This window comes from Microbacterium sp. H1-D42 (genome assembly GCF_022637555.1).
Taxonomy (GTDB): domain Bacteria; phylum Actinomycetota; class Actinomycetes; order Actinomycetales; family Microbacteriaceae; genus Microbacterium.
The window spans coordinates 579,383-597,956 of sequence record NZ_CP093342.1 but is presented as its reverse complement, the minus strand read 5'-3'; the positions used below and the strand labels follow the sequence as shown (position 1 = coordinate 597,956).

The following is an 18,574-nucleotide window of genomic DNA, read 5'->3' as shown; positions in this document are numbered from 1 at the left end:
CCGACCATATGGGCCGACCGCAGTTAAGTCAATCATTGAAATAACTCTGTCACGGTCGTTAGCATGACTGCCATCGCTAATTTTTGTCACTGATAAAAGTGCGGAACTCCCGCCCGATCGAAGGAGATCACCCCGTGAATGAGAACCTCACACTGACCCGCCGTCGCGTCCTCCAACTGGGCTCCATCGGAGCGGTCGCCGTCGTCTGCGGAGTCGGCATGACCGAGGCCGCATCCGCCTCGGTCTCGCACAGCGCGTTCGGCCCGGCCGTCGAGAGCCTCGGCGCCGGTGTCGTGCAGTTCGGCTCGAAGAGCGCGGTGCAGGTCGGAGACACGATCTACATCGGCTCGCGCAACATCGAGCCGACCTACGTCGCCGCCTTCCACATCCCGACAAGGCGCATCATCGCGACCGCGGCGATCCCCAACGGACGCTCGATCCAGGGCATGGACGGGTCGGCGGACGGCAAGTGGCTGTACTTCGCGATCGAGAGTCCTGCGGGCGACCAGGACACGGTGTACCGGTGGGACCTCACGGACCGATCCCTTCCCGCCGAGCCACTCGGCCGCGCAGCGGACGTCACGATCTGGAACATGAGCGTCGCCCCGGACGGGTTCGCCTACTTCGGCGGCAAGGAGGCTCCCCCGACGGTGTGGCAGTACAGCCCGGCAGATGGACAGATCACCTCGATCGGCACACCAGAGGCGACGGCCACCGGCATCCGCACCGTTCTGGCGACCGACGAGACCGTCTACATCGGCTCCGGCACCGTGCTCAACGGCAGCGAGACCACCAGCAACGCCGTCCTGGCCGCCTACGACCGCGCCACCGGTGAGATGCGCCAGATCCTCCCGCCCGAGTTGGCCGATGACGAGACGGTGCGCTCGCTGGCCCTCCACGACGACAAGCTGGTCGTCGGCACGTACGGCGGCTCGGTGCCGAGCAAGCTCGCGGTCATCTCCACCGTCGATCCGACTTCGTACCGCGTGCTCGAGACGGCCGCGGTGACCACGCGCGCACCGTTCGTGCACGACGGAGACCTGTACTTCTCCGCTGGAGCGAACGATGTGCGCATCGTCTCCCTCGACACGCTCGAGATGACGTCGCTCGAGATCGAAGGCGTCGACTTCGGCGAGGTCTGGGGCATGGGATGGCTCGACGGACGACTGCACGTCGTCTCGGCGTACGGCTTCGTCGCGCACGTGGACGTCGCCGGTCGCACGGCGGAGCTGACCGGGCTCATCGACGCCGGCGCTCCCGCAGAGCCACAGCTGGCGATGAGTGTGACAGCGGGCGGCGGGTACGCGTACGTCGCCGGCACCGGATCACTGGCGCGCCACTCGCTCGACGATCACACGGTGCTCAACCTGATCGCCGCGGGCGAGACGAAGCACGGCGAGGTCGTCGACGGCAGGCTGTACATGGGCCAGTACGCCGGTCTCGGTCTGTTCGGCTACGACCCTGCGACGGGCCGGCTCCCCGCACAGCTCGCACCACTGCCTGCTTCACAGAACCGTCCCGTATTCGTCGGATGGGATGACGTCAACAAGCGGGTGATCATCTCCACCCAGTCGGACATCGACGGGGGCGGCGCCGTCGGCGCGTACGACCCTGCCACCGACGACATGACGGTGCACATCAACCCCATCGACAGTCGACAGCTCATCCGCTGGGTCGAGACCCGGGACGGCATCGCCTATCTCGGCGGCGACAACGCCCAATCCGAGGGCCCGCGCGGTGAAGTCGTCGCGTTCGACCTGATGAGCGGCAAGGAGCTCTGGCGGATCGACCCTCAGCTGCCGGGGGGTGTCAGCTCTCTGGCCTTCCTGGGTGACCTGCTCTACGTCAGCGTCAACAAGGGCAGATTCTGTGTGATCGATGTCGTCAAGCGCGAGATCGTGCACACGGCGGACATCCGCGAGCTCGGCACCAACCGCTCCTCACTCGCCGTCAGCGGCGGACGCGTCCACGGCGTGTCGAGCACGACGCTGTACCGGTTCGATCCAGTGACGTTCGAGCCGACGGTCGTCGTCCCCGAGCTCAACGGCGCGTTCTACGGTGGTCACACCAAGATGGACGTGGACGAGAAGGGCGACATCTACACGATGCGCGATCGCGAGCTCGTCCGCATCACCGTGCCCGCCTATCCGGCGATCGAGACGACCGTCGCGACGCGCTGTGCGGGCAGGAACGTCAAGATCTCGGTGACGGTGCGCAACACGGAGTCCGTCCCCGTCGACGTCGTCATCACGACCGACCGGGGAACCAAGACGATCCGCGATCTCGCCCCCGGCCAGAGCAGCACGCGTCCGTTCAACCTGCACCGACCCTCCTCGACCGCAGGAGCCGTCGTCGTGGAGGCCACGGCCACGGTCGCCGGCGCGACCCTCACCAGCCGCAGCACCACCAGCTACGAATCACCGGTGTGCTCGTGACAAGCTGAGGGCTCTTCTCAGCGCCCGAGAGCATCCAGCAGGTCTGCGAAGTGCTCGAGATCGGCGGCCGACCAGGTGCGCAGGCGGTCGCCGATCCGGCCCTCGTACTGTGCACGCGCGATCGCCACGCGCTCCTGCGCGAGGTCGGTGGCGACCAGCCGTCTGGCACGACGGTCGTCGGGGTCGCGGACGCTGTCGACGAGGCCGAGCTGCTCCAGCTGGCGCACATGCCGGCTGACCGCCGACTTGTCGGTCTGCAGCCGCTCGATGATCGCACCGGCCGAGTTCGCCTTGCCACTCGCGATAGAGGTCAGCACCTGGTACCCGAGCGGCTGAAGGTCGGGATGCACGGTGGCCGCCGCCTCGCGCCAGCCGACCCTGATCCGTGCGAAGAGCCGACCCAGCTCATGCTCGACGCGGGTGACCGCCTGATCGAGAGCGTCCCCTGCGAGAGTGGCGTCAGCAGGGTGGTCGGACGGGTCGCTCATGTTCGCCAGTGTACGGCGCCGAGACCTTGCGGCCGGTGCCGCATCACGCCTCTGCGAGCGCGTTGAACACCTTCGACGCGGCCCGCAGCTCTTCGGGTGTCAGCTGCACGAGCGCAGACCGCAGCCACGCCGAGTGGTCCGCCCGCACTGCTGCGAGCGCCGCGACGGCATCCGGTGTCGCCTCGAGCACCCGCAGACGACCATCGCTCTCGTCCGGGCGCGACTGCACGAGACCGAGCTCCTCCAGCATCCGCACCTGCCTGCTCACGACCGACTTATCCATCTCGAACGCCTCGGCGAGCTGGTGGGCGCTGGCGCTCCCCGCTCGGGCGATGAATGTCAGCAGCTTGTACCCCGCCGGCGACAGTTCGCCGTGGACGCGCGCCGCGGACTCCTTCCACACCGTGCGGGCCCTCGCGAAGACCAGGTGCAGCTGCCCCTGGAACTCAGCGACCGCCTCGTCGGAGTCGACGGGCACCACGGCACGGACCGTCATCTCAGCGTCCCCGGCCCTCGTCCTCGGGCGCGGCCGAAGACTCCGCGTCCTCACGCTCGAGCACGGCCACGCGATTCGTCGAGGTCTGATCCGCGCCGACGACCCGGATCGCACCGGTGGTGTTCATGGATGCACCGACCTCGGCCTCGCCGACGTCGATGACGGACTCCTCCGCCTGCTCGCGCAGCTGCTCGGCGGCGTTCTTCGTCGACAGCGGCTTGTTCCTGATGAAGGCGATCGCGAAGACACCGAGGACGGCGAGCGGGATGGCGATGATGAAGGCGTCGGCGATGCCGAGACCGTAGGCGGATTCCACGACCGTGCGGATGGCGTGCGGAAGCTCACCGACGTTCGGCACGTTGCCGGAGGCGAGGTGCCCCAGCGCTTCGACCTCGTCGGCGGACGTCGGTGTGAAGCCCTTCAGACCGTCGGAGACGTGGGTCGCGACGCTGCTCGCCATCACCGAGCCCATGATCGTGACGCCGATGGTGCCGGCGATCGTGCGGAAGAAGTTGACGTTCGACGATGCCGCGCCCAGCTGCTGGGGTGGCGTGTCGTTCTGCACGATCAGCGTGAGGTTCTGCATGACCATGCCGAGCCCGGCGCCCAGGACGAACATGTACACCGCGACCAGCACGAACGGAGTGTCGTAGCGCAGCGTCGCCATCAGGCTGACGCCGATCAGCGCCAGGATCGAGCCGGTCAGCATCCACCCCTTCCACTTGCCGAAGCGGCTGACGAGCTGACCGATGATGATCGACGCACCCATCTGCCCGACGATCATCGGGATCGTCATCAGACCCGACTCGGTGGGAGTCGCGCCGCGCGCGAGTTGGAAGTACTGAGCAAGGAAGACCGAGGTGGCGAACATCGAAACGCCGATGGCGATGGATGCCACGACCGACAGCGTGAAGGTGCGGTTACGGAACAGCGACATCGGCACGATCGGCTCTTTGACGAAGAACTCGACGGTGATGAACGCGGCGATCGTGACCGCAGCGATGGCGGCGAGGATGATGCTGGTGCTCGAGTCCCAATCGAACTGGCTGCCGCCCATCGAGACCCAGATCAGCAGGGTCGAGACGCCGACGGCGAGCAGCACGATGCCGAAGTAGTCGATCGAGACCTTCGCGGTCTGCGGCTTGGGGAGGTGCAGGGTGAACTGCAGCAGGATCAGCGCGATGATGGCGAACGGCACGCCGACGAAGAAGTTGGCACGCCATCCCCACACATCGGTGATGAAGCCGCCGAGCAGCGGGCCACCGATCGTGGCGAACGCCATGATGCCGCCGACGACACCCATGTACTTGCCGCGCTCACGCGGCGAGATGATCAGTGCCACTGCGATCATCACCAGCGACATCAGACCGCCGACGCCGATGCCCTGCACGACGCGGACGGCGATGAGCATGTTGGTGTCGGTCGAGAATCCCGCGATCACGGTTCCGACAGTGAAGAGGATCAGCGAGAGCTGGACGAGGATCTTGCGGTCGACGAGGTCGGCGAGCTTGCCCCAGATCGGGGTGGAGACTGCCGTGGCCAGGAGGCTGGCCGTGATCACCCAGGTGTACTGCGACTGCGTGCCGCCGAGGTCGGCGATGATGACCGGCAGCGATGTCGAGACGACGGTGCCGGAGAGCACCGCGACGAACATGCCGACGACGAGGCCGGAAATCGCGGTGAAGATCTCACGGGGCGAGCTCGCGGTCTCGGAGGTGGTGGATTTAGTGGCGTTCAAAAGGCGGATGCTCCCGATAGAAAGTTGACAGACGTCAACCATACACGAGTAGTTGCACTTTGGCAACTATTGCCGAGCGTCAACCAGTTCACGGATGCCCGTTGCCCGTTGCCCGTTCGCCAGGATCTATCGTTGACAGCGCCGCCCGATCTCAGGAGACTCCATGACTGCTCCGCGCCCTCGCGCCCTGCTCGCCATGTCGGCGGATGCCGCACAGACCGTGTTCGACGACAGCCGTCTGACCCGGCTGGCAGAGTTCAGCGACCTGGCATCCGCCGTCCCCGTCGACATCGACGCGATCTCGGATGCGGAGCTGGGCGACATCGAAGTGCTCATCACCTCATGGGGCGCGCCGACGCTGGATGCCCGACGCCTGGCCCGTCTGCCGAAGCTGCGCGCCGTCTTCCACGCCGCCGGCAGCGTGCGCGAGATCGTCACGGACGCGTTCTGGGACCGAGGCATCCTGATCACCTCCGCCGCGGATGCCAACGCCGTGCCGGTCGCGGAGTTCACGTTCGCGGCGATCGTGCTCGCCGGCAAGCGCGCATTCGTGCACCTGCGCACGCCGGTCGAGAAGCGCGCCCAGCTCGGCCTGCTCGACTACACGAACATCGGCAACGTCGACCGCACGATCGGCCTGGTCGGCTTCTCGCGCATCGGCAGGCGGGTGGCGGAGATGCTTCGGGCGCTGGATGTGCGGGTCCTGGTCGCCGACCCGTTCGCTGAAGCGGCGGCCGTGGCTGCTGCCGGCGCAGAGCTCGTGCCCCTCGACGATCTGCTTCCGCAGGTCGACGTGCTCTCGCTGCACGCCCCCGACCTGCCCTCAACGCACCACATGATCGGGGCAGCGCAGCTCGCCGCGCTGCCCGACGGCGCGACCGTGATCAACACCGCGCGCGGGCGCATCCTCGACCACGACGCGCTGCTGGTGGAATGCCGCACCGGACGCCTGGACGCCGTGCTCGACGTCACCGACCCCGAACCGCTGCCGGCCGACTCCGAGCTGCACCGGTTGCCGAACGTCGCGATCACCCCGCACATCGCCGGCTCTCTCGGCACCGAGCTGCGCCGTCTCGCGGACTCGGCCCTGGACGAGCTGGCGGCGTACACCGCGGGGGCCGCGCCCCAGCATCCGATCACCGCCGCCGATATGGCGACCTCGGCATGATCGCTCTGCCCGGCGACGATCGCACTCTCTCGCCGTACACCGGATGGACGCGCGCCCACTGGGAGCGCGTCGCCGATGCGATCCTGGACGGGGCCGTACGGCACGCCAGCCCGGCGCAATCTCTGATTCGCTATCCCGGCGAACCCGGCGGCCTCGGCCGCGACATCGACCACCTCGAGGGGTTCACGCGCACCTTCATGCTCGCCGCATTCCGCATCGCCGGCGACCCGGCCGGCACGACAGCGCTGGCCGAGCGCTATGCGCGCGGTATCGCCGCCGGGGTCGATCCGCAGCATCCGCAGCGCTGGGTGCGCATCGACGAGCACGACCAGGCCAAGGTCGAGGCGGCGGCACTCGCGCTGGGTCTGCACCTGACCCTCGACACGGTGTGGGCCAGGCTCGACGATCGTGCGCAGCAGCAGACGATTGACTACCTCGCGACGTTCATGCGCCGGCCGTACCCGCCGAACAACTGGGCGTGGTTCCGGATCATGGTCTCGTACTTCCTCGAGAGCGTCGGCGGGCCTTTCTCGGAGACCGACCGCGCGGAGGACTTCGCACTGCTCGACTCGTTCGATCTGCCGGGCGGCTGGATCGCCGACGGTGTCGGCCGCAACTTCGACCACTACTGCGGATGGGCGCTGCCGTTCTACCCGGTCATCTGGGCGCAGATGGTCGAGGGCGACCCGGGGCACTCCGCGCGCATCGCCCGCTACCGCGCCCGCCTCGACGACTACCTCGACGACGCGCTGCACCTGATCGGCGCCGATGGCGCGCCGCTGCTGCAGGGACGCAGCCTCACCTACCGCTTCGCCACGGCCGCGCCAGCGTGGGCGGCCGCGTTCCACGGCGGATCCCGGCACGATGCCGGACTGCTGCGCCGCGCCGCGAGCGGCCAGATCAAGCACTTCGTCTCACGCGGTGCACCGGATGCCGATGGCATCCTCTCCCTCGGCTGGCACCACCCGTGGCGGGCCATCGCGCAGAACTACTCCGGCCTCGGATCACCGTATTGGGCGTCGAAGGGGATGCTGGGGCTCGCTCTGCCGGCGACTCATCCGGCGTGGACGGCAGTCGAGAAGCCCCTGCCGATCGATGAGGGGCCTTTCGCGCGAGCGCTGGTGACGCCAGGATGGCTGGCGGTCGGGACATCTGACGGCATCGTGCGCGTGGTGAATCACGGCACGGATCACCGCGTCGAGGGCTCTCTGGAGCCGGACTCCCCGCTCTATGCGAAGTTCGGCTACTCGACGGCGACCGCGCCTGTGCTGGCCGGCCCCGGTGTGGCGGCACCCGTCGACGGCACGGTCGCGCTCGTGCGCGATGGGTTGCCGAGCCACCGTTCGGGGTTCGTCGTGGGTGGGTCCTGCGCACTCGACTCGACGACGCTGTCTGGGTCCTCCACTGCGCGGGCGCACTGGCCTCTCGGATACGAGGTGCGGCCGAACCACGGTGTCGACACGCACACCGGGCACACCGACATCGGGCCACTCATCGACACCGTCTCGGTCGTGCACGGGGCGTGGGAGGTGCGTTTCGTGCGAGTTCACGCCACTGGCCTCGCGCTCCGCGACGTGCTGCGCGTCGGCGGGTGGGCGCTCACCGGAGAGGTCACGACCCATGAGGGTGCCTGGGCGCAGACTCCACGGCTTGCGAGCAGGGTCGTCACGCTGGCCGGATCGAATGCTGCAGCCTCTGACCCGCCGACGCAGTCCGGCGCCCTCGTGCAGGACGACGTGACGCCGCTGGCCGGCCGCACCGCCGTGCCGTGGGTCGAGGTCGCCCCTCGTCCCGGGGAGTGGCAGGTCTTCGGCATCCACCTCGGCGCCTCCGGCGACGCGACGGCCCCTGTCGTCACGTCCACCCACACGATCACCTGGCCCGACGCCCACACGACCACCCCCGCGCTGCCGGCCTGACCTCTCACCAGGTTGGAGTCCAGCGCCGCAGAAAGTGCTCGCGCCAGGACCGCTGCGGTGGTGGACTGAGCACATGCGCGCTGTCATCATGCACGGACCCGGCGATGTCCGGGTCGAAGAAGTCCCCACCCCTGAGATCATCGAACCGACCGATGCGATCATCAAGGTCGACACCACCTGCGTCTGCGGGTCGGACCTGTGGCCCTACCGCGGCGTCTCGAAACTGTCGCGCCCGACGCAGATGGGCCACGAGTACATCGGGACCGTCGAGCAGGTCGGCGCGGATGTGCAGGGCATCAAGGTCGGCGACTACGTGGTCGGCTCGTTCATGGCATCCGATGGCACGTGCGAGATCTGCGCCGCCGGGTACCAGTCCCGCTGCGCCCACGTCGTGGGCATGGGGTCAGTCGGCACACAGGCCGAGTACGCCCGCATCCCGTGGGCAGACGGCACGCTGGTCAAGGTCGAAGGAGACGTGACGCCGAGTCGCCGGCGCGGCCTGCTGGCAGCATCCGACGTGCTCGGCACCGGCTGGTTCGCAGCAGTCGCCGCCGAGGCGGGGCCGGGCAAGACCGTCGCCGTCGTCGGCGACGGAGCGGTCGGGCTGCTCGGCATCCTCGCCGCATCACGGCTGGGCGCCGAGCGGATCATCGCGATGTCCAGGCACGCGAGCCGCCAAGCACTCGCACAGCGATTCGGCGCGACCGACATCGTCGAGGAGCGCGGGGATGCCGGCATCGCACGCATCAAGGAGATGACGGGCGGCTACGGAGCGCACTCCACGATCGAGGCGGTCGGCACCCAGGAGGCCATGCAGCAGTCGATCCGCTCGACGCGCTCCGGCGGGCACGTCGGCTTCGTCGGGGTGTCGCACGGGGTGACGATCGACGGCAGCGCGCTGTTCGGCGCGACGGTGCACCTGCACGGTGGTCCGGCTCCGGTGCGGCGATTCCTGCCCGAGTTGATCGACCTGATCATGACCGATCAGATCGATCCAGGCGCCGTGTTCGACCTGACGCTGCCCTTCGACGAGGCCGGCGAGGGCTACCGTGCGATGGACGAGCGGCGCGCCATCAAGACGATGCTGGAGTTCTGAGCGAGGAACCCTGTGGGCAAGGCGCGGAGCGCCGGACGTCGCTCAGGCGCTGGCGCGCAGGACGAGTTCCGGCGCGAGGCGCAGGTCGACGGGCTGGGTGCCTTCGATCAGCGCGACCAGGCGCTCGACGGCCTCCTCGCCAAGGGCGTCGAAATCCTGGCGAACCGTGGTCAGCGGCGGGCGGAACTGCGCAGCATCCGCGATGTCGTCGAAGCCGACCACCGCGACATCCTCCGGCACTCGGCGACCCGCCTCGGCGAGCGCCCGCAGCGCGCCAAGCGCCATCTGGTCGTTGGCCGCGAACAGCGCGGACAGGTCGGGGGCGCCAGCTGCCAGCATCCGCTCCGTCTGCTCGAAGCCGGACGCCGCACTCCAATCGCCGCGCGCGATCTCGGGTGCCTCGGCGCCGGAAGCGGCGAGCGCATCGCGCCAGCCGCGCTCGCGTTCGGATGCTGCGAATGAGCCGACCGGGCCCGCGAGGTGGTGCACGGTCTCGTGTCCTGATGCGAGCAGGTGCGCCGCCGCGGCACGCGCGCCGGTGGCGTGATCGGTGCTGACGACGGTGAAGCGGGGATCGGGCGGCGAGTCCACGACGACGAGTCGGATGCCGGCGGCAGCCACCTCGCGAGCGAGCGCGGTGGCCTCGTTCAGCACGATCGCGCCATCGACCCCCTGATCGTGCAGCCGCTCGAACGCCTGGGCGATGTCACCGTCGTCGCCCAGCGTGACGATGGTGAGCGCGTAGCCGCGGGCGGATGCCGCGTCGGCGACCGCCTGCAGCATGCGGGAGTTTCCCACGGTCGCGAGGGTCTGTGCGACGAGGCCGAGGGTCTGCGTGCGACCGGTCCGCAGGGCGCGGGCGGCGCGGTTCGGACGGTAGCCGAGTTCGGCCATCGCCTGCTCGACGCGCTGCCGGGTCTCCGGATCAACGCGAGGGCTGTCGTTGGCGACGCGCGAGACGGTCTGCCCTGACACTCCGGCCCGCGCCGCGACCATCGCCATCGAGACGCGCGTGGTCTTCAGCATCCGATCTCTCCTCTTCGACTCCGGCTCCGCCGCAACTCCGGCGTGTTGACGTTACCACGCTCGATGCGTTACCGTGTTGACGTGAACACGAGCGAAACTCCGGAGATGCAGACGACCGAACTCGGCGCCGGCGTCGTCAAGCGCAGCACGCGCCTGGCCGACGGTCGCGAGCTGTTCTACTTCGATGACCCCGGCACCGCACTCGGCCCAGAGCGCAATGTCGACGCCCGCATGCTCGACGAGCGCCCCGAGACCGCGACCATGCGGCAGGACATCCTCACCGGCGACTGGATCACCTTCGCCACCAAGCGGCAGAACCGCGTCATGATGCCCAGCGCCGACGCCGACCCGCTGGCCCCGCAGACGCCGACCAACCCGTCAGAGGTGCCATCGCGGTACGACGTCGCCGTGTTCGAGAACCGCTCCCCCGCGTTCGGTCCGGCACTGAACCGGGCCACCGGCGGCGTGCCCGCCGCCGTGAACCCCACCCGCGGACTCGACGACCTGGCCGAGCTCGGCATCGGCCGCACCCGCACGAGCGTCGGCCGCTGCGAGGTCGTCTGCTTCAGCCCCGAGCACGAGGGGTCGTTCGGCAGCCAGTCGGTCACCCGCGCCCGCACCATCATCGAGGCCTGGGCCGACCGCACCGCCGCGCTTTCGGCACTGCCCGGCGTCGAGCAGGTGTTCCCGTTCGAGAACCGCGGCGAGGCGATCGGCGTCACGCTGCCCCACCCGCACGGCCAGATCTACTCCTACCCGTACGTGACCCCGCGCACGCAGCAGCTGCTCGACAGCATCCACCGCACCATCCCCGCTCTATTGGGTCAGGTGCTCGATTTCGAGCGGACCTCTGAGCGGGTCGTGCTGCAGGGCGAGCACTGGACGGCCTTCGTGCCCTTCGCGGCACGCTGGCCCCTCGAGGTGCAGATGATGCCGCACCGGCACGTGCCCGATTTCGCCGCGCTGAACGATGCCGAGCGCGACGAGCTCGCCCCGCTCTACCTGCAGCTGCTGCGTGGAGTGGATGCCCTCTACGAGACGCCGACCGCGTACATCGCCGGCTGGCATCAGGCTCCCGTGCACGTCGGCCGCGACACGGTGCGCATGCGCCTCGAGCTGACCAGCCCGCGGCGCGCCGAGGACAAGCTGAAGTTCCTCGCCGGGTCCGAGGCCGCCATGGGCGCCTGGACCGCTGAGATCCTGCCCGAGGTGTCTGCCGATCGCCTGCGCACCGCGATCGCCTCCGTCTCCTGAGCCCGCCCCTCGCCTTCACCGCACGACTCCCCACCACCTCGTTTGGACACGCCATGACCGCTCTCACCGCCGCCCGCGATCTGTTCACCGACCTGACCGGCAGCGCCCCGGACGGCATCTGGTCGGCGCCGGGCCGGGTGAACCTGATCGGCGAGCACACCGACTACAACGAGGGCTTCGTGCTGCCCTTCGCAATCCAGCACCGCACCTATGCCGCGGTCGGTCTGCGCGCAGACGACCGGATCCGCGTGACCTCGAGCTTCGCGCACCTGACCGTCGATTGCGCACTGGCAGATCTCGACCGGATGTTCCCCGTCGAATCTCAGGGTGCCGACCGTGACGTGCCGGAGTGGTCGGCGTACGTGCTGGGCATCGCGTGGGCGCTGCGTGCGCTGCGTCCCGATGCCGTCACACCTGGCGTCGACATCGCCATCGCCTCCGACGTGCCGGTCGGCGCTGGACTGTCATCATCCGCCGCGATCGAGGGATCAGTGGCATCCGCCCTCAACGATCTCTGGTCGCTCGGACTCGACCCCGTCACCCTCGCCCAGGTCGGCCGCCGCGCCGAGAACGAGGCGGTCGGCGCCCCCACCGGGATCATGGACCAGATGGCATCCATGCTCGGCCGCCCCGATGCCGCCACGTTCCTCGACTGCCGCACCCTCGAGACCCGCTCCGTGCCCACCAGGTTCACCGCCGAGCACCTCGAGCTGCTGGTGATCGACACACAGGTCACCCACGCGCACTCGACCGGCGGATACCGTGAGCGCCGGGCGTCGTGCGAGCTGGGCGCCGAGCTGCTCGGCATCCGCTCGCTGCGCGATGCCGACACCTCAGACCTGCCCCGCGCGGCCGAGCTGATGGACGACGTGACCTTCCGTCGCGTGCGCCACATCCTCACCGAGAACCAGCGGGTGCTCGACACGGTCGCCGCGCTCACCGAACAGGGCCCGCGGGCGATCGGAGACCTGCTGGTCGCCTCGCACGCTTCCATGCGTGACGACTTCGAGATCTCGGTGCCAGAGCTCGACCTGGCCGTCGAGACCGCGCTTGCGCACGGCGCGATCGGCGCGCGCATGACCGGCGGCGGTTTCGGCGGGGCGGCGATCGCCCTGATCGAGCACGACGCGGTCGCGTCGGTGTCGGATGCTGTCGCGCAGGCCTTCGCGGATGCCGGCTTCACCGCCCCGAACATCTTCACCGTGCATCCGTCCGAGGGACCGCGCCGTGACGCGTGAGGCTGCATCGCTGACACAGCTGCATCGCTGACACAATGGACACCGCGCACCTGCGCGGCGAGAGGAGCACCATGTCGTGGCTTGTCACCGGCGGAGCCGGCTACATCGGAGCGCACGTGGTGCGCGCACTGGCGGCGGCGGGACTCACCCCGGTCGTGCTCGATGATCTCTCCAGCGGGCGCCCGTCGTTCGTGCCAGAGGACGTCGCGCTCGTCGAGGGCAGCATCCTCGACCGCGACGTCGTCGAGAGCACGCTGCGCACCCACTCCGTCGAGGGCGTCATCCATGTCGCCGGGTTCAAATACGCCGGCGTCTCGGTCGACCGGCCGCTGCACACCTACGAGCAGAACGTCGAGGGCACGCGTGTGATCCTTGAGGCGATGGCGGCCGCAGGCGTCACCAACATCGTGTTCTCGTCCAGCGCTGCGGTCTTCGGCACGCCGGACGTGGCACTGGTCACCGAGGACACCGCCAAGAAGCCGGCGAGCCCGTACGGCGAGTCCAAGCTCATCGGCGAGTGGCTGCTGCGCGATCAGGGTGTGGCGACGGCAGCATCCGACGCTCCGCTGCGGCACACCTCACTGCGCTATTTCAACGTCGTCGGATCCGCAGACCCGACCGTGTTCGATGTCAGCCCGCACAACCTCTTCCCGATCGTGTTCGAGGCGCTGATCGAGGGCCGCACCCCGGCCATCTTCGGCGACGACTACGACACCCCCGATGGCACCAACGTGCGCGACTACGTGCACGTCGGTGACATCGCGCTCGCGCACGTCGCGGCCGCGAAGCGCCTCGCCGGCGGCGAGCCGATCGAGCCCGCCTACAACCTCGGCTCGGGTGACGGGCTGAGCGTGAAGCAGATCATGGATGCCATGGTGCGCGTCACTGGCATCGACTTCGTCCCGGCGGTGGGTCCGCGCCGGCCGGGCGATCCCGACCGGATCGTCGCCACCGGCGAGCTGGCCGCACGCGACCTGGACTGGCAGATGCGCCACACGGTCGACGAGATGGTGCGCTCGGGCTGGGCCGCGCGCCGCAACGCCGGCTGAGTCCCACGTTCCGGTCGCGGGCCTGCGAGTGCGAACGCCGTCACACTGACCGAACGTGCGACCGGAGATGCACGAGGATGGTGCGATGACGAACGATCGGATGCCTGCGAATCGGATGCTGGTGCGCAATGCCACCGTCGCCGATGCCCATGATCTCGCCGTCGTGCATGTGCGCGGATGGCAGGAGGCGTACCGCGGACTGATGCCGCAGGACGTGCTCGACGGCCTCTCCATCCCCGAGCGCGAGGCGAACTGGGCGCGGTTCATGGAGGATCCGGAGCGCAGTTCGCGCACCCTGGTGGTCGAACGCGACGGACACGTCGTCGGCTGGGCGGGATTCGGCTCCGCCCGCGATGACGATGCCCCTGGAACCGGCGAGCTGTGGGGCATCTACGCGCACCCTGATACCTGGGCGACCGGAGTCGGGCACGCTCTGCTCACCGCGGTCGAAGCGGCGCTGCGCGCCGAGGGTCACGAGGTCGCGTACCTCTGGGTGCTGGAGGGCAACGATCGGGCCGCGGGCTTCTACGAGCGCCACGACTGGCGCGCCGACGGCGGCACGAAGATCGACCGCCGCCCCGGCCTCGTGCTGCACGAGCACCGCCACGTGAAACGCCTCGTCTGACGCGCCCCCTCGCCTGACGCGTCCCCGCGCCCCGCGCCCCGCGTCCCCCGCGTCCTGCTCAGGTCGCGATTTCTCCCGCCTGGCGTCTGATCGCGCTATTCAGGTCGCGATTTCTCCCGCTCGACGCGAGTCCAAGCGGGAGAAATTGCGACCGGAGCGATGAGAGGTGTTCGGCCGCGGCCGTCGCCAGCAGTCAGTCCCAGGCGGTCATCACGTGCTTGATGCGCGTGTAGTCGTCGAAGCCGTACTGCGAGAGGTCCTTGCCGTAGCCGGAATGCTTGAATCCACCGTGCGGCATGTCTGACACGAACGGGATGTGCGTGTTCACCCACACGCAGCCGAAGTCGAGGTCGCGCGTGAAGCGCATCGCGCGGCTGTGGTCGCGCGTGAAGACCGATGCCGCCAGCGCGTAGCGCACGCCGTTCGCGAAGCCCAGCGCCTCGTCGTCGTCACTGAACGACTGCACGGTCAGCACCGGGCCGAAGATCTCGTTCTGCACGGCCTCGTCGTCCTGGCGCATGCCCGACACGATGGTCGCCTCGAAGAAGTAGCCGGTGTCACCCTGACGACGCCCGCCGGTCTCGACCTTCGCGTGCGCTGGCAGCCGGTCGATGAAGCCCTGCACCTGCGCGAGCTGCGCCGCGCTCGAGAGCGGACCGAAGAAGACGCCCTCCTCGTGCGGCCCGCCGGTGCGGGCATGCGCCTGCGTCCGAGCCACGAGTGCGCGCACCAGCTCATCGTGCACCGATTCGTGCACGATCACGCGGGTGGCGGCGGTGCAGTCCTGGCCGGCATTGAAGAAGGCTGCTGCGACGATGGCATCCGCTGCCTTCTCGATCTCGGCGTCGTCGAAGACGACCGCCGGCGCCTTGCCGCCGAGCTCGAGGTGCACACGCTTGAGATCGGATGCTGCCGACTCGGCCACTGCCATGCCGGCCCGCACGGAACCGGTGATCGCGACCATCTGCGGCACGGGGTGTGCGACGAGCGCGGCGCCGGTGTCGCGGGCGCCGAGCACGACGTTCAGGGTGCCGGCGGGGGTGTGCTCGGCGACGATCTCGGCGAGCAGCAGCGTCGACAGCGGGGTCGACTCGGCAGGTTTGAGCACCACGGTGTTGCCCGCGGCGAGCGCGGGGGCGATCTTCCAGACCGCCATGTTCAGCGGATAGTTCCATGGTGTGACCTGCCCGATCACGCCGATCGGCTCTCGGCGCACATAAGAGGTGTGCCCCGCGAGGTACTCCCCCGCCGCACGTCCCTCCAGGCTGCGAGCGGCACCGGCGAAGAAGCGCAACTGGTCGACCGACTGCATGATCTCGTCGTCGACGAGGCTCGCGCGCGGCTTGCCGGTGTCCTGCGACTCGAGGTCGGCGAACTCTTCGGCGCGCGCGGCCATGGCATCCGCGATTCGGAACAGTGCGAGCTGACGCTCGCCCGGCGTCGCGTCGCACCACGTCGGGAACGCCGCCGCTGCCGCCGCGTAGGCGGCATCGATGTCGGTCTGATCGGACAGCGGGATGCTGGCATATACGCCCTCGGTGGCGGGGTCGATCAGGTCGAGCCGCTCGGTGGCGTGGGCTTCGCGGTACGCACCCGCGATGTGGTTCTGCAACGTCTTCGTGGCCATGAACCCCACTTTAGCCGGCTTTCCTACGGAATCGGAAGTATTCCGTCAGTAATTCTGCGGAATCAGTTGCATTCCATCGTTTGGAGTGTCAAGATCGACACGTGAGCGACAAGTCGAAAGCCCCCGTCCTTGACGACGTCTCGAAACAGATCATCGAGCTGCTGCAGCAGGACGGCCGGCGCCCCTATGCCGACATCGGCCGCGCGGTCGGACTCAGCGAAGCCGCAGTCCGGCAGCGCGTGCAGCGCCTGACGGACTCAGGGATCGTGCAGATCGTCGCGGTGACCGACCCGCGTCAGCTCGGCTTCGCCCGGATGGCGATGATCGGCATCCGCACCAGCGGCGACCCGCGCGAGCTGGCCGAGGCGATCAAGGCGATCGACGAGTTCGCGTACGTCGTCGTGACGCTCGGGTCGTTCGACGTGCTCGCCGAGGCGATCTGCGAGACCGATGAGGACCTGCTCGAACTGCTCTCGACGCGCGTGCGCACCATTCCCGGCGTCACGCACACCGAGAGCTTCCTCTACGCGGGCCTGCACAAGGACTTCTACAACTGGGGCACCCGCTGACCCGGGACGCACCACGCAACCACCCTCACCTACTACTGGAGTGAAGAACATGGGCACCACCGTCTTCGAGCGGTTCCCCCCTGCCGACGCGCTGATCGATGACGCCCTGCGCGACACCAAGCACGAGACCTTCTGGCTGGAGGACGTCGAGCGTCCGGCCTACCCGCCGCTTCGCGGCAGCATCCACACCGACCTCGTCGTCGTCGGCGGTGGCTACGCGGGACTGTGGACAGCCGTGCGCGCCAAGGAGCGCAACCCCGAGCGCAAGGTCGTGCTGCTCGAGGCGGCGCGTGTGGGCTGGGCAGCTTCCGGCCGCAACGGCGGCTTCTGCGAGGCGAGCCTCACGCACGGCTACGAGAACGGCATGAGCCGCTGGCCCGACGAGATGGAGCATCTCGAGCGACTGGGGCTGGAGAACCTCGACGGCATCGAGGAGACCGTGCAGCGCTACGGCATGGACGTCGACTGGGAGCGCACCGGCCAGATGGGCATCGCCACGGAGCCGCACCAGATCGAGTGGCTCGAGGGCGACGACTTCCTGGATCAGGACGCCGTGCGTGCCGAGGTGCACTCGCCGACCTTCCTCGCCGGCAGCTGGGACCGTGAGGGCTGCGCGATGGTGCACCCCGCCAAGCTCGCCATCGAGCTCGCGCGCGTGGCCACCGAACTGGGCGTGGAGATCCACGAGCAGAGCCGCGTGACCGGGATCACCGGCAAGGGCGCGCAGACGATCACCATCGACGGCGGCGGCACCGTGGTCGCCGAGCACGTGGCACTGGCGACCAACGTCTTCCCGTCGCTGCTGGTGCGCAACAAGCTGATGACCGTTCCGGTGTACGACTACGTGCTGATGACCGAGCCGCTCACCGACGAGCAGGTCGACGCGATCGGCTGGAAGAACCGCCAGGGCCTCGCCGACACCGCGAACCAGTTCCACTACTACCGGATGACCGCCGACAATCGCATCCTGTTCGGCGGGTACGACGCGGTCTACCACTTCGGCGGCAAGGTGCGCGCCGAATGCGAGAACCGGCCGGAGTCGTGGCGCAAGCTCGCCTCGCACTTCTTCACGACGTTCCCGCAGCTCGAGGGTCTGAAGTTCACGCACCAGTGGGCCGGCGCGATCGACTCGTGCAGCCGCTTCTGCGCGTTCTACGGCGTCGCCCGCGGCGGACGCGTCGCGTACGCCACCGGGTTCACCGGCCTTGGGGTGGGCGCGACCCGTTTCGCCGCCGACGTCATGCTCGACAAGCTCGAGGGGCTGAAGACCGAGCGCACCGAGCTCGAGATGGTGCGCACGCGCCCGATCCCGTTCCCGCCCGAGCCCGCCGCCGCGATCGGCGTGAACCTGGTGCGCCGTTCGATGGACCGCGCCGACCACAACGAGGGCAAACGCAACCTGCTGCTGAAGACCCTCGATGCGATCGGGATGGGTTTCGACTCATGAGCGGGTTGCCGTTGGAGGCCGCTGGCGCGGTGTCGGATGCTGGCGAGCTGACCGTCGTGCACGAGCTGCTCCCCGCCAATGACGTCATCGATGGCACCCCGACCGCCGGCGTGCACGAGCTGGGAACGTTCGCGGGCGTCGAGCTGGGCGTCTGGGAGATGAGCCCGGGAGTCGCGACAGACACCGAAGCCGATGAGGTCTTCATCGTGCTGTCCGGCCGCGCCCGCATCGACTTCACCATGCCCGCGCTGCCGTCGATCGAGGTGAGCCCTGGTTCGGTGGTGCGCCTGACACAGGGCATGCGCACTACGTGGACCGTCACCGAGACGCTCCGGAAGGTGTACCTGGTCGAGGCCTGACAACGACAGCCCGCCCCGACTACGCACTCCGGGTAGCAGC

At 68.8% G+C, this 18,574-nt stretch carries 16 protein-coding genes; 11 read left to right on the top strand and 5 right to left on the bottom strand.

The features are described 5' to 3' along the window. The first annotated feature begins 134 nt into the window (after positions 1–134). Complete coding sequence (locus MNR00_RS02725) at positions 135–2,435, top strand: PQQ-binding-like beta-propeller repeat protein (protein ID WP_241927645.1); 2,301 nt, start codon at positions 135–137, stop codon at positions 2,433–2,435. Between the two features lie 17 nt (positions 2,436–2,452). Here MNR00_RS02725 and MNR00_RS02720 read toward each other — a convergent pair whose 3' ends face one another. The 3 genes from MNR00_RS02720 to MNR00_RS02710 are packed head-to-tail and all read right to left on the bottom strand — an operon-like array spanning position 2,453 to position 5,157. Then, on the bottom strand, positions 2,453–2,923 hold the full coding sequence (locus MNR00_RS02720; RefSeq protein ID WP_241927644.1) for a MarR family winged helix-turn-helix transcriptional regulator: 471 nt from the start codon (positions 2,921–2,923) through the stop codon (positions 2,453–2,455). Positions 2,924–2,966: 43 nt separating this feature from the next. Further along, positions 2,967–3,419 (bottom strand): MarR family transcriptional regulator, encoded by a 453-nt coding sequence (locus MNR00_RS02715; RefSeq protein WP_241927643.1) that lies wholly within the window; start codon positions 3,417–3,419, stop codon positions 2,967–2,969. Between the two features lies 1 nt (position 3,420). After that, complete coding sequence (locus MNR00_RS02710; RefSeq protein ID WP_241927642.1) at positions 3,421–5,157, bottom strand: DHA2 family efflux MFS transporter permease subunit; 1,737 nt, start codon at positions 5,155–5,157, stop codon at positions 3,421–3,423. A gap of 163 nt (positions 5,158–5,320) precedes the next feature. Here MNR00_RS02710 and MNR00_RS02705 point away from each other — a divergent pair, with 163 nt between their 5' ends. From MNR00_RS02705 to MNR00_RS02695, 3 genes are all read left to right on the top strand, one after another. Beyond that, complete coding sequence (locus MNR00_RS02705; RefSeq protein WP_241927641.1) at positions 5,321–6,325, top strand: hydroxyacid dehydrogenase; 1,005 nt, start codon at positions 5,321–5,323, stop codon at positions 6,323–6,325. Next, entirely contained in the window at positions 6,322–8,244 is a 1,923-nt protein-coding gene (locus MNR00_RS02700; protein ID WP_241927640.1) for a DUF2264 domain-containing protein, read from the top strand. The genes MNR00_RS02705 and MNR00_RS02700 overlap by 4 nt, the downstream gene beginning before the upstream one ends. A 73-nt stretch (positions 8,245–8,317) precedes the next feature. Further along, positions 8,318–9,340 carry a zinc-dependent alcohol dehydrogenase family protein gene (locus tag MNR00_RS02695; RefSeq protein WP_241927639.1) on the top strand — a complete coding sequence of 341 codons (1,023 nt, stop codon included), beginning with the start codon at positions 8,318–8,320 and terminating at the stop codon, positions 9,338–9,340. A gap of 42 nt (positions 9,341–9,382) precedes the next feature. Here MNR00_RS02695 and MNR00_RS02690 read toward each other — a convergent pair whose 3' ends face one another. Continuing rightward, a complete protein-coding gene (locus MNR00_RS02690) occupies positions 9,383–10,366 on the bottom strand; it encodes a LacI family DNA-binding transcriptional regulator (RefSeq protein WP_241927638.1) in 984 nt (327 codons plus the stop codon). A 105-nt stretch (positions 10,367–10,471) separates the two neighbouring features. Between MNR00_RS02690 and galT the strand changes: the two genes are divergently transcribed. From galT to MNR00_RS02670, 4 genes are all read left to right on the top strand, one after another. Continuing rightward, the gene (galT, locus tag MNR00_RS02685) at positions 10,472–11,620 is read left to right on the top strand and encodes a galactose-1-phosphate uridylyltransferase (protein ID WP_241928745.1); all 1,149 of its coding nucleotides are present in this window, start codon (positions 10,472–10,474) and stop codon (positions 11,618–11,620) included. Positions 11,621–11,673: 53 nt separating this feature from the next. After that, entirely contained in the window at positions 11,674–12,858 is a 1,185-nt protein-coding gene (gene galK / locus MNR00_RS02680; protein ID WP_241927637.1) for a galactokinase, read from the top strand. 71 nt (positions 12,859–12,929) lie between these two features. After that, complete coding sequence (gene galE, locus MNR00_RS02675; RefSeq protein ID WP_241927636.1) at positions 12,930–13,907, top strand: UDP-glucose 4-epimerase GalE; 978 nt, start codon at positions 12,930–12,932, stop codon at positions 13,905–13,907. 85 nt (positions 13,908–13,992) lie between these two features. Continuing rightward, positions 13,993–14,532 (top strand): GNAT family N-acetyltransferase, encoded by a 540-nt coding sequence (locus MNR00_RS02670; protein ID WP_241927635.1) that lies wholly within the window; start codon positions 13,993–13,995, stop codon positions 14,530–14,532. Positions 14,533–14,725: 193 nt separating this feature from the next. Here the strand turns inward: MNR00_RS02670 and MNR00_RS02665 are convergent, their stop codons facing one another. Next, the gene (locus MNR00_RS02665; protein WP_241927634.1) at positions 14,726–16,159 is read right to left on the bottom strand and encodes a gamma-aminobutyraldehyde dehydrogenase; all 1,434 of its coding nucleotides are present in this window, start codon (positions 16,157–16,159) and stop codon (positions 14,726–14,728) included. 101 nt (positions 16,160–16,260) lie between these two features. Here MNR00_RS02665 and MNR00_RS02660 point away from each other — a divergent pair, with 101 nt between their 5' ends. From MNR00_RS02660 to MNR00_RS02650, 3 genes are read left to right on the top strand one after another with little or no spacing between them, the layout of a single operon-like run. Continuing rightward, the gene (locus MNR00_RS02660) at positions 16,261–16,728 is read left to right on the top strand and encodes an Lrp/AsnC family transcriptional regulator (protein WP_241927633.1); all 468 of its coding nucleotides are present in this window, start codon (positions 16,261–16,263) and stop codon (positions 16,726–16,728) included. A gap of 49 nt (positions 16,729–16,777) precedes the next feature. Continuing rightward, positions 16,778–18,175, top strand: coding sequence for an FAD-dependent oxidoreductase (locus MNR00_RS02655; RefSeq protein WP_241927632.1), 1,398 nt, complete (start codon positions 16,778–16,780; stop codon positions 18,173–18,175). Beyond that, positions 18,172–18,534, top strand: coding sequence for a cupin domain-containing protein (locus MNR00_RS02650; RefSeq protein WP_241927631.1), 363 nt, complete (start codon positions 18,172–18,174; stop codon positions 18,532–18,534). Before MNR00_RS02655 ends, MNR00_RS02650 begins: the two co-directional genes overlap by 4 nt. Positions 18,535–18,574: the final 40 nt, after the last annotated feature.

Bases quoted from the DNA above. Each gene is read 5' to 3' on its own strand.
- galE (WP_241927636.1), top strand. From the start codon at position 12,930: ATGTCGTGGCTTGTCACCGGCGGAGCCGGCTACATCGGAGCGCACGTG.
- MNR00_RS02670 (WP_241927635.1), top strand. From the start codon at position 13,993: ATGACGAACGATCGGATGCCTGCGAATCGGATGCTGGTGCGCAATGCC.
- MNR00_RS02695 (WP_241927639.1), top strand. From the start codon at position 8,318: ATGCGCGCTGTCATCATGCACGGACCCGGCGATGTCCGGGTCGAAGAA.
- galK (WP_241927637.1), top strand. From the start codon at position 11,674: ATGACCGCTCTCACCGCCGCCCGCGATCTGTTCACCGACCTGACCGGC.
- MNR00_RS02700 (WP_241927640.1), top strand. From the start codon at position 6,322: ATGATCGCTCTGCCCGGCGACGATCGCACTCTCTCGCCGTACACCGGA.
- MNR00_RS02720 (WP_241927644.1), bottom strand. From the start codon at position 2,923: ATGAGCGACCCGTCCGACCACCCTGCTGACGCCACTCTCGCAGGGGAC.
- MNR00_RS02715 (WP_241927643.1), bottom strand. From the start codon at position 3,419: ATGACGGTCCGTGCCGTGGTGCCCGTCGACTCCGACGAGGCGGTCGCT.
- MNR00_RS02705 (WP_241927641.1), top strand. From the start codon at position 5,321: ATGACTGCTCCGCGCCCTCGCGCCCTGCTCGCCATGTCGGCGGATGCC.
- MNR00_RS02655 (WP_241927632.1), top strand. From the start codon at position 16,778: ATGGGCACCACCGTCTTCGAGCGGTTCCCCCCTGCCGACGCGCTGATC.
- MNR00_RS02690 (WP_241927638.1), bottom strand. From the start codon at position 10,366: ATGCTGAAGACCACGCGCGTCTCGATGGCGATGGTCGCGGCGCGGGCC.
- MNR00_RS02665 (WP_241927634.1), bottom strand. From the start codon at position 16,159: ATGGCCACGAAGACGTTGCAGAACCACATCGCGGGTGCGTACCGCGAA.
- galT (WP_241928745.1), top strand. From the start codon at position 10,472: ATGCAGACGACCGAACTCGGCGCCGGCGTCGTCAAGCGCAGCACGCGC.
- MNR00_RS02650 (WP_241927631.1), top strand. From the start codon at position 18,172: ATGAGCGGGTTGCCGTTGGAGGCCGCTGGCGCGGTGTCGGATGCTGGC.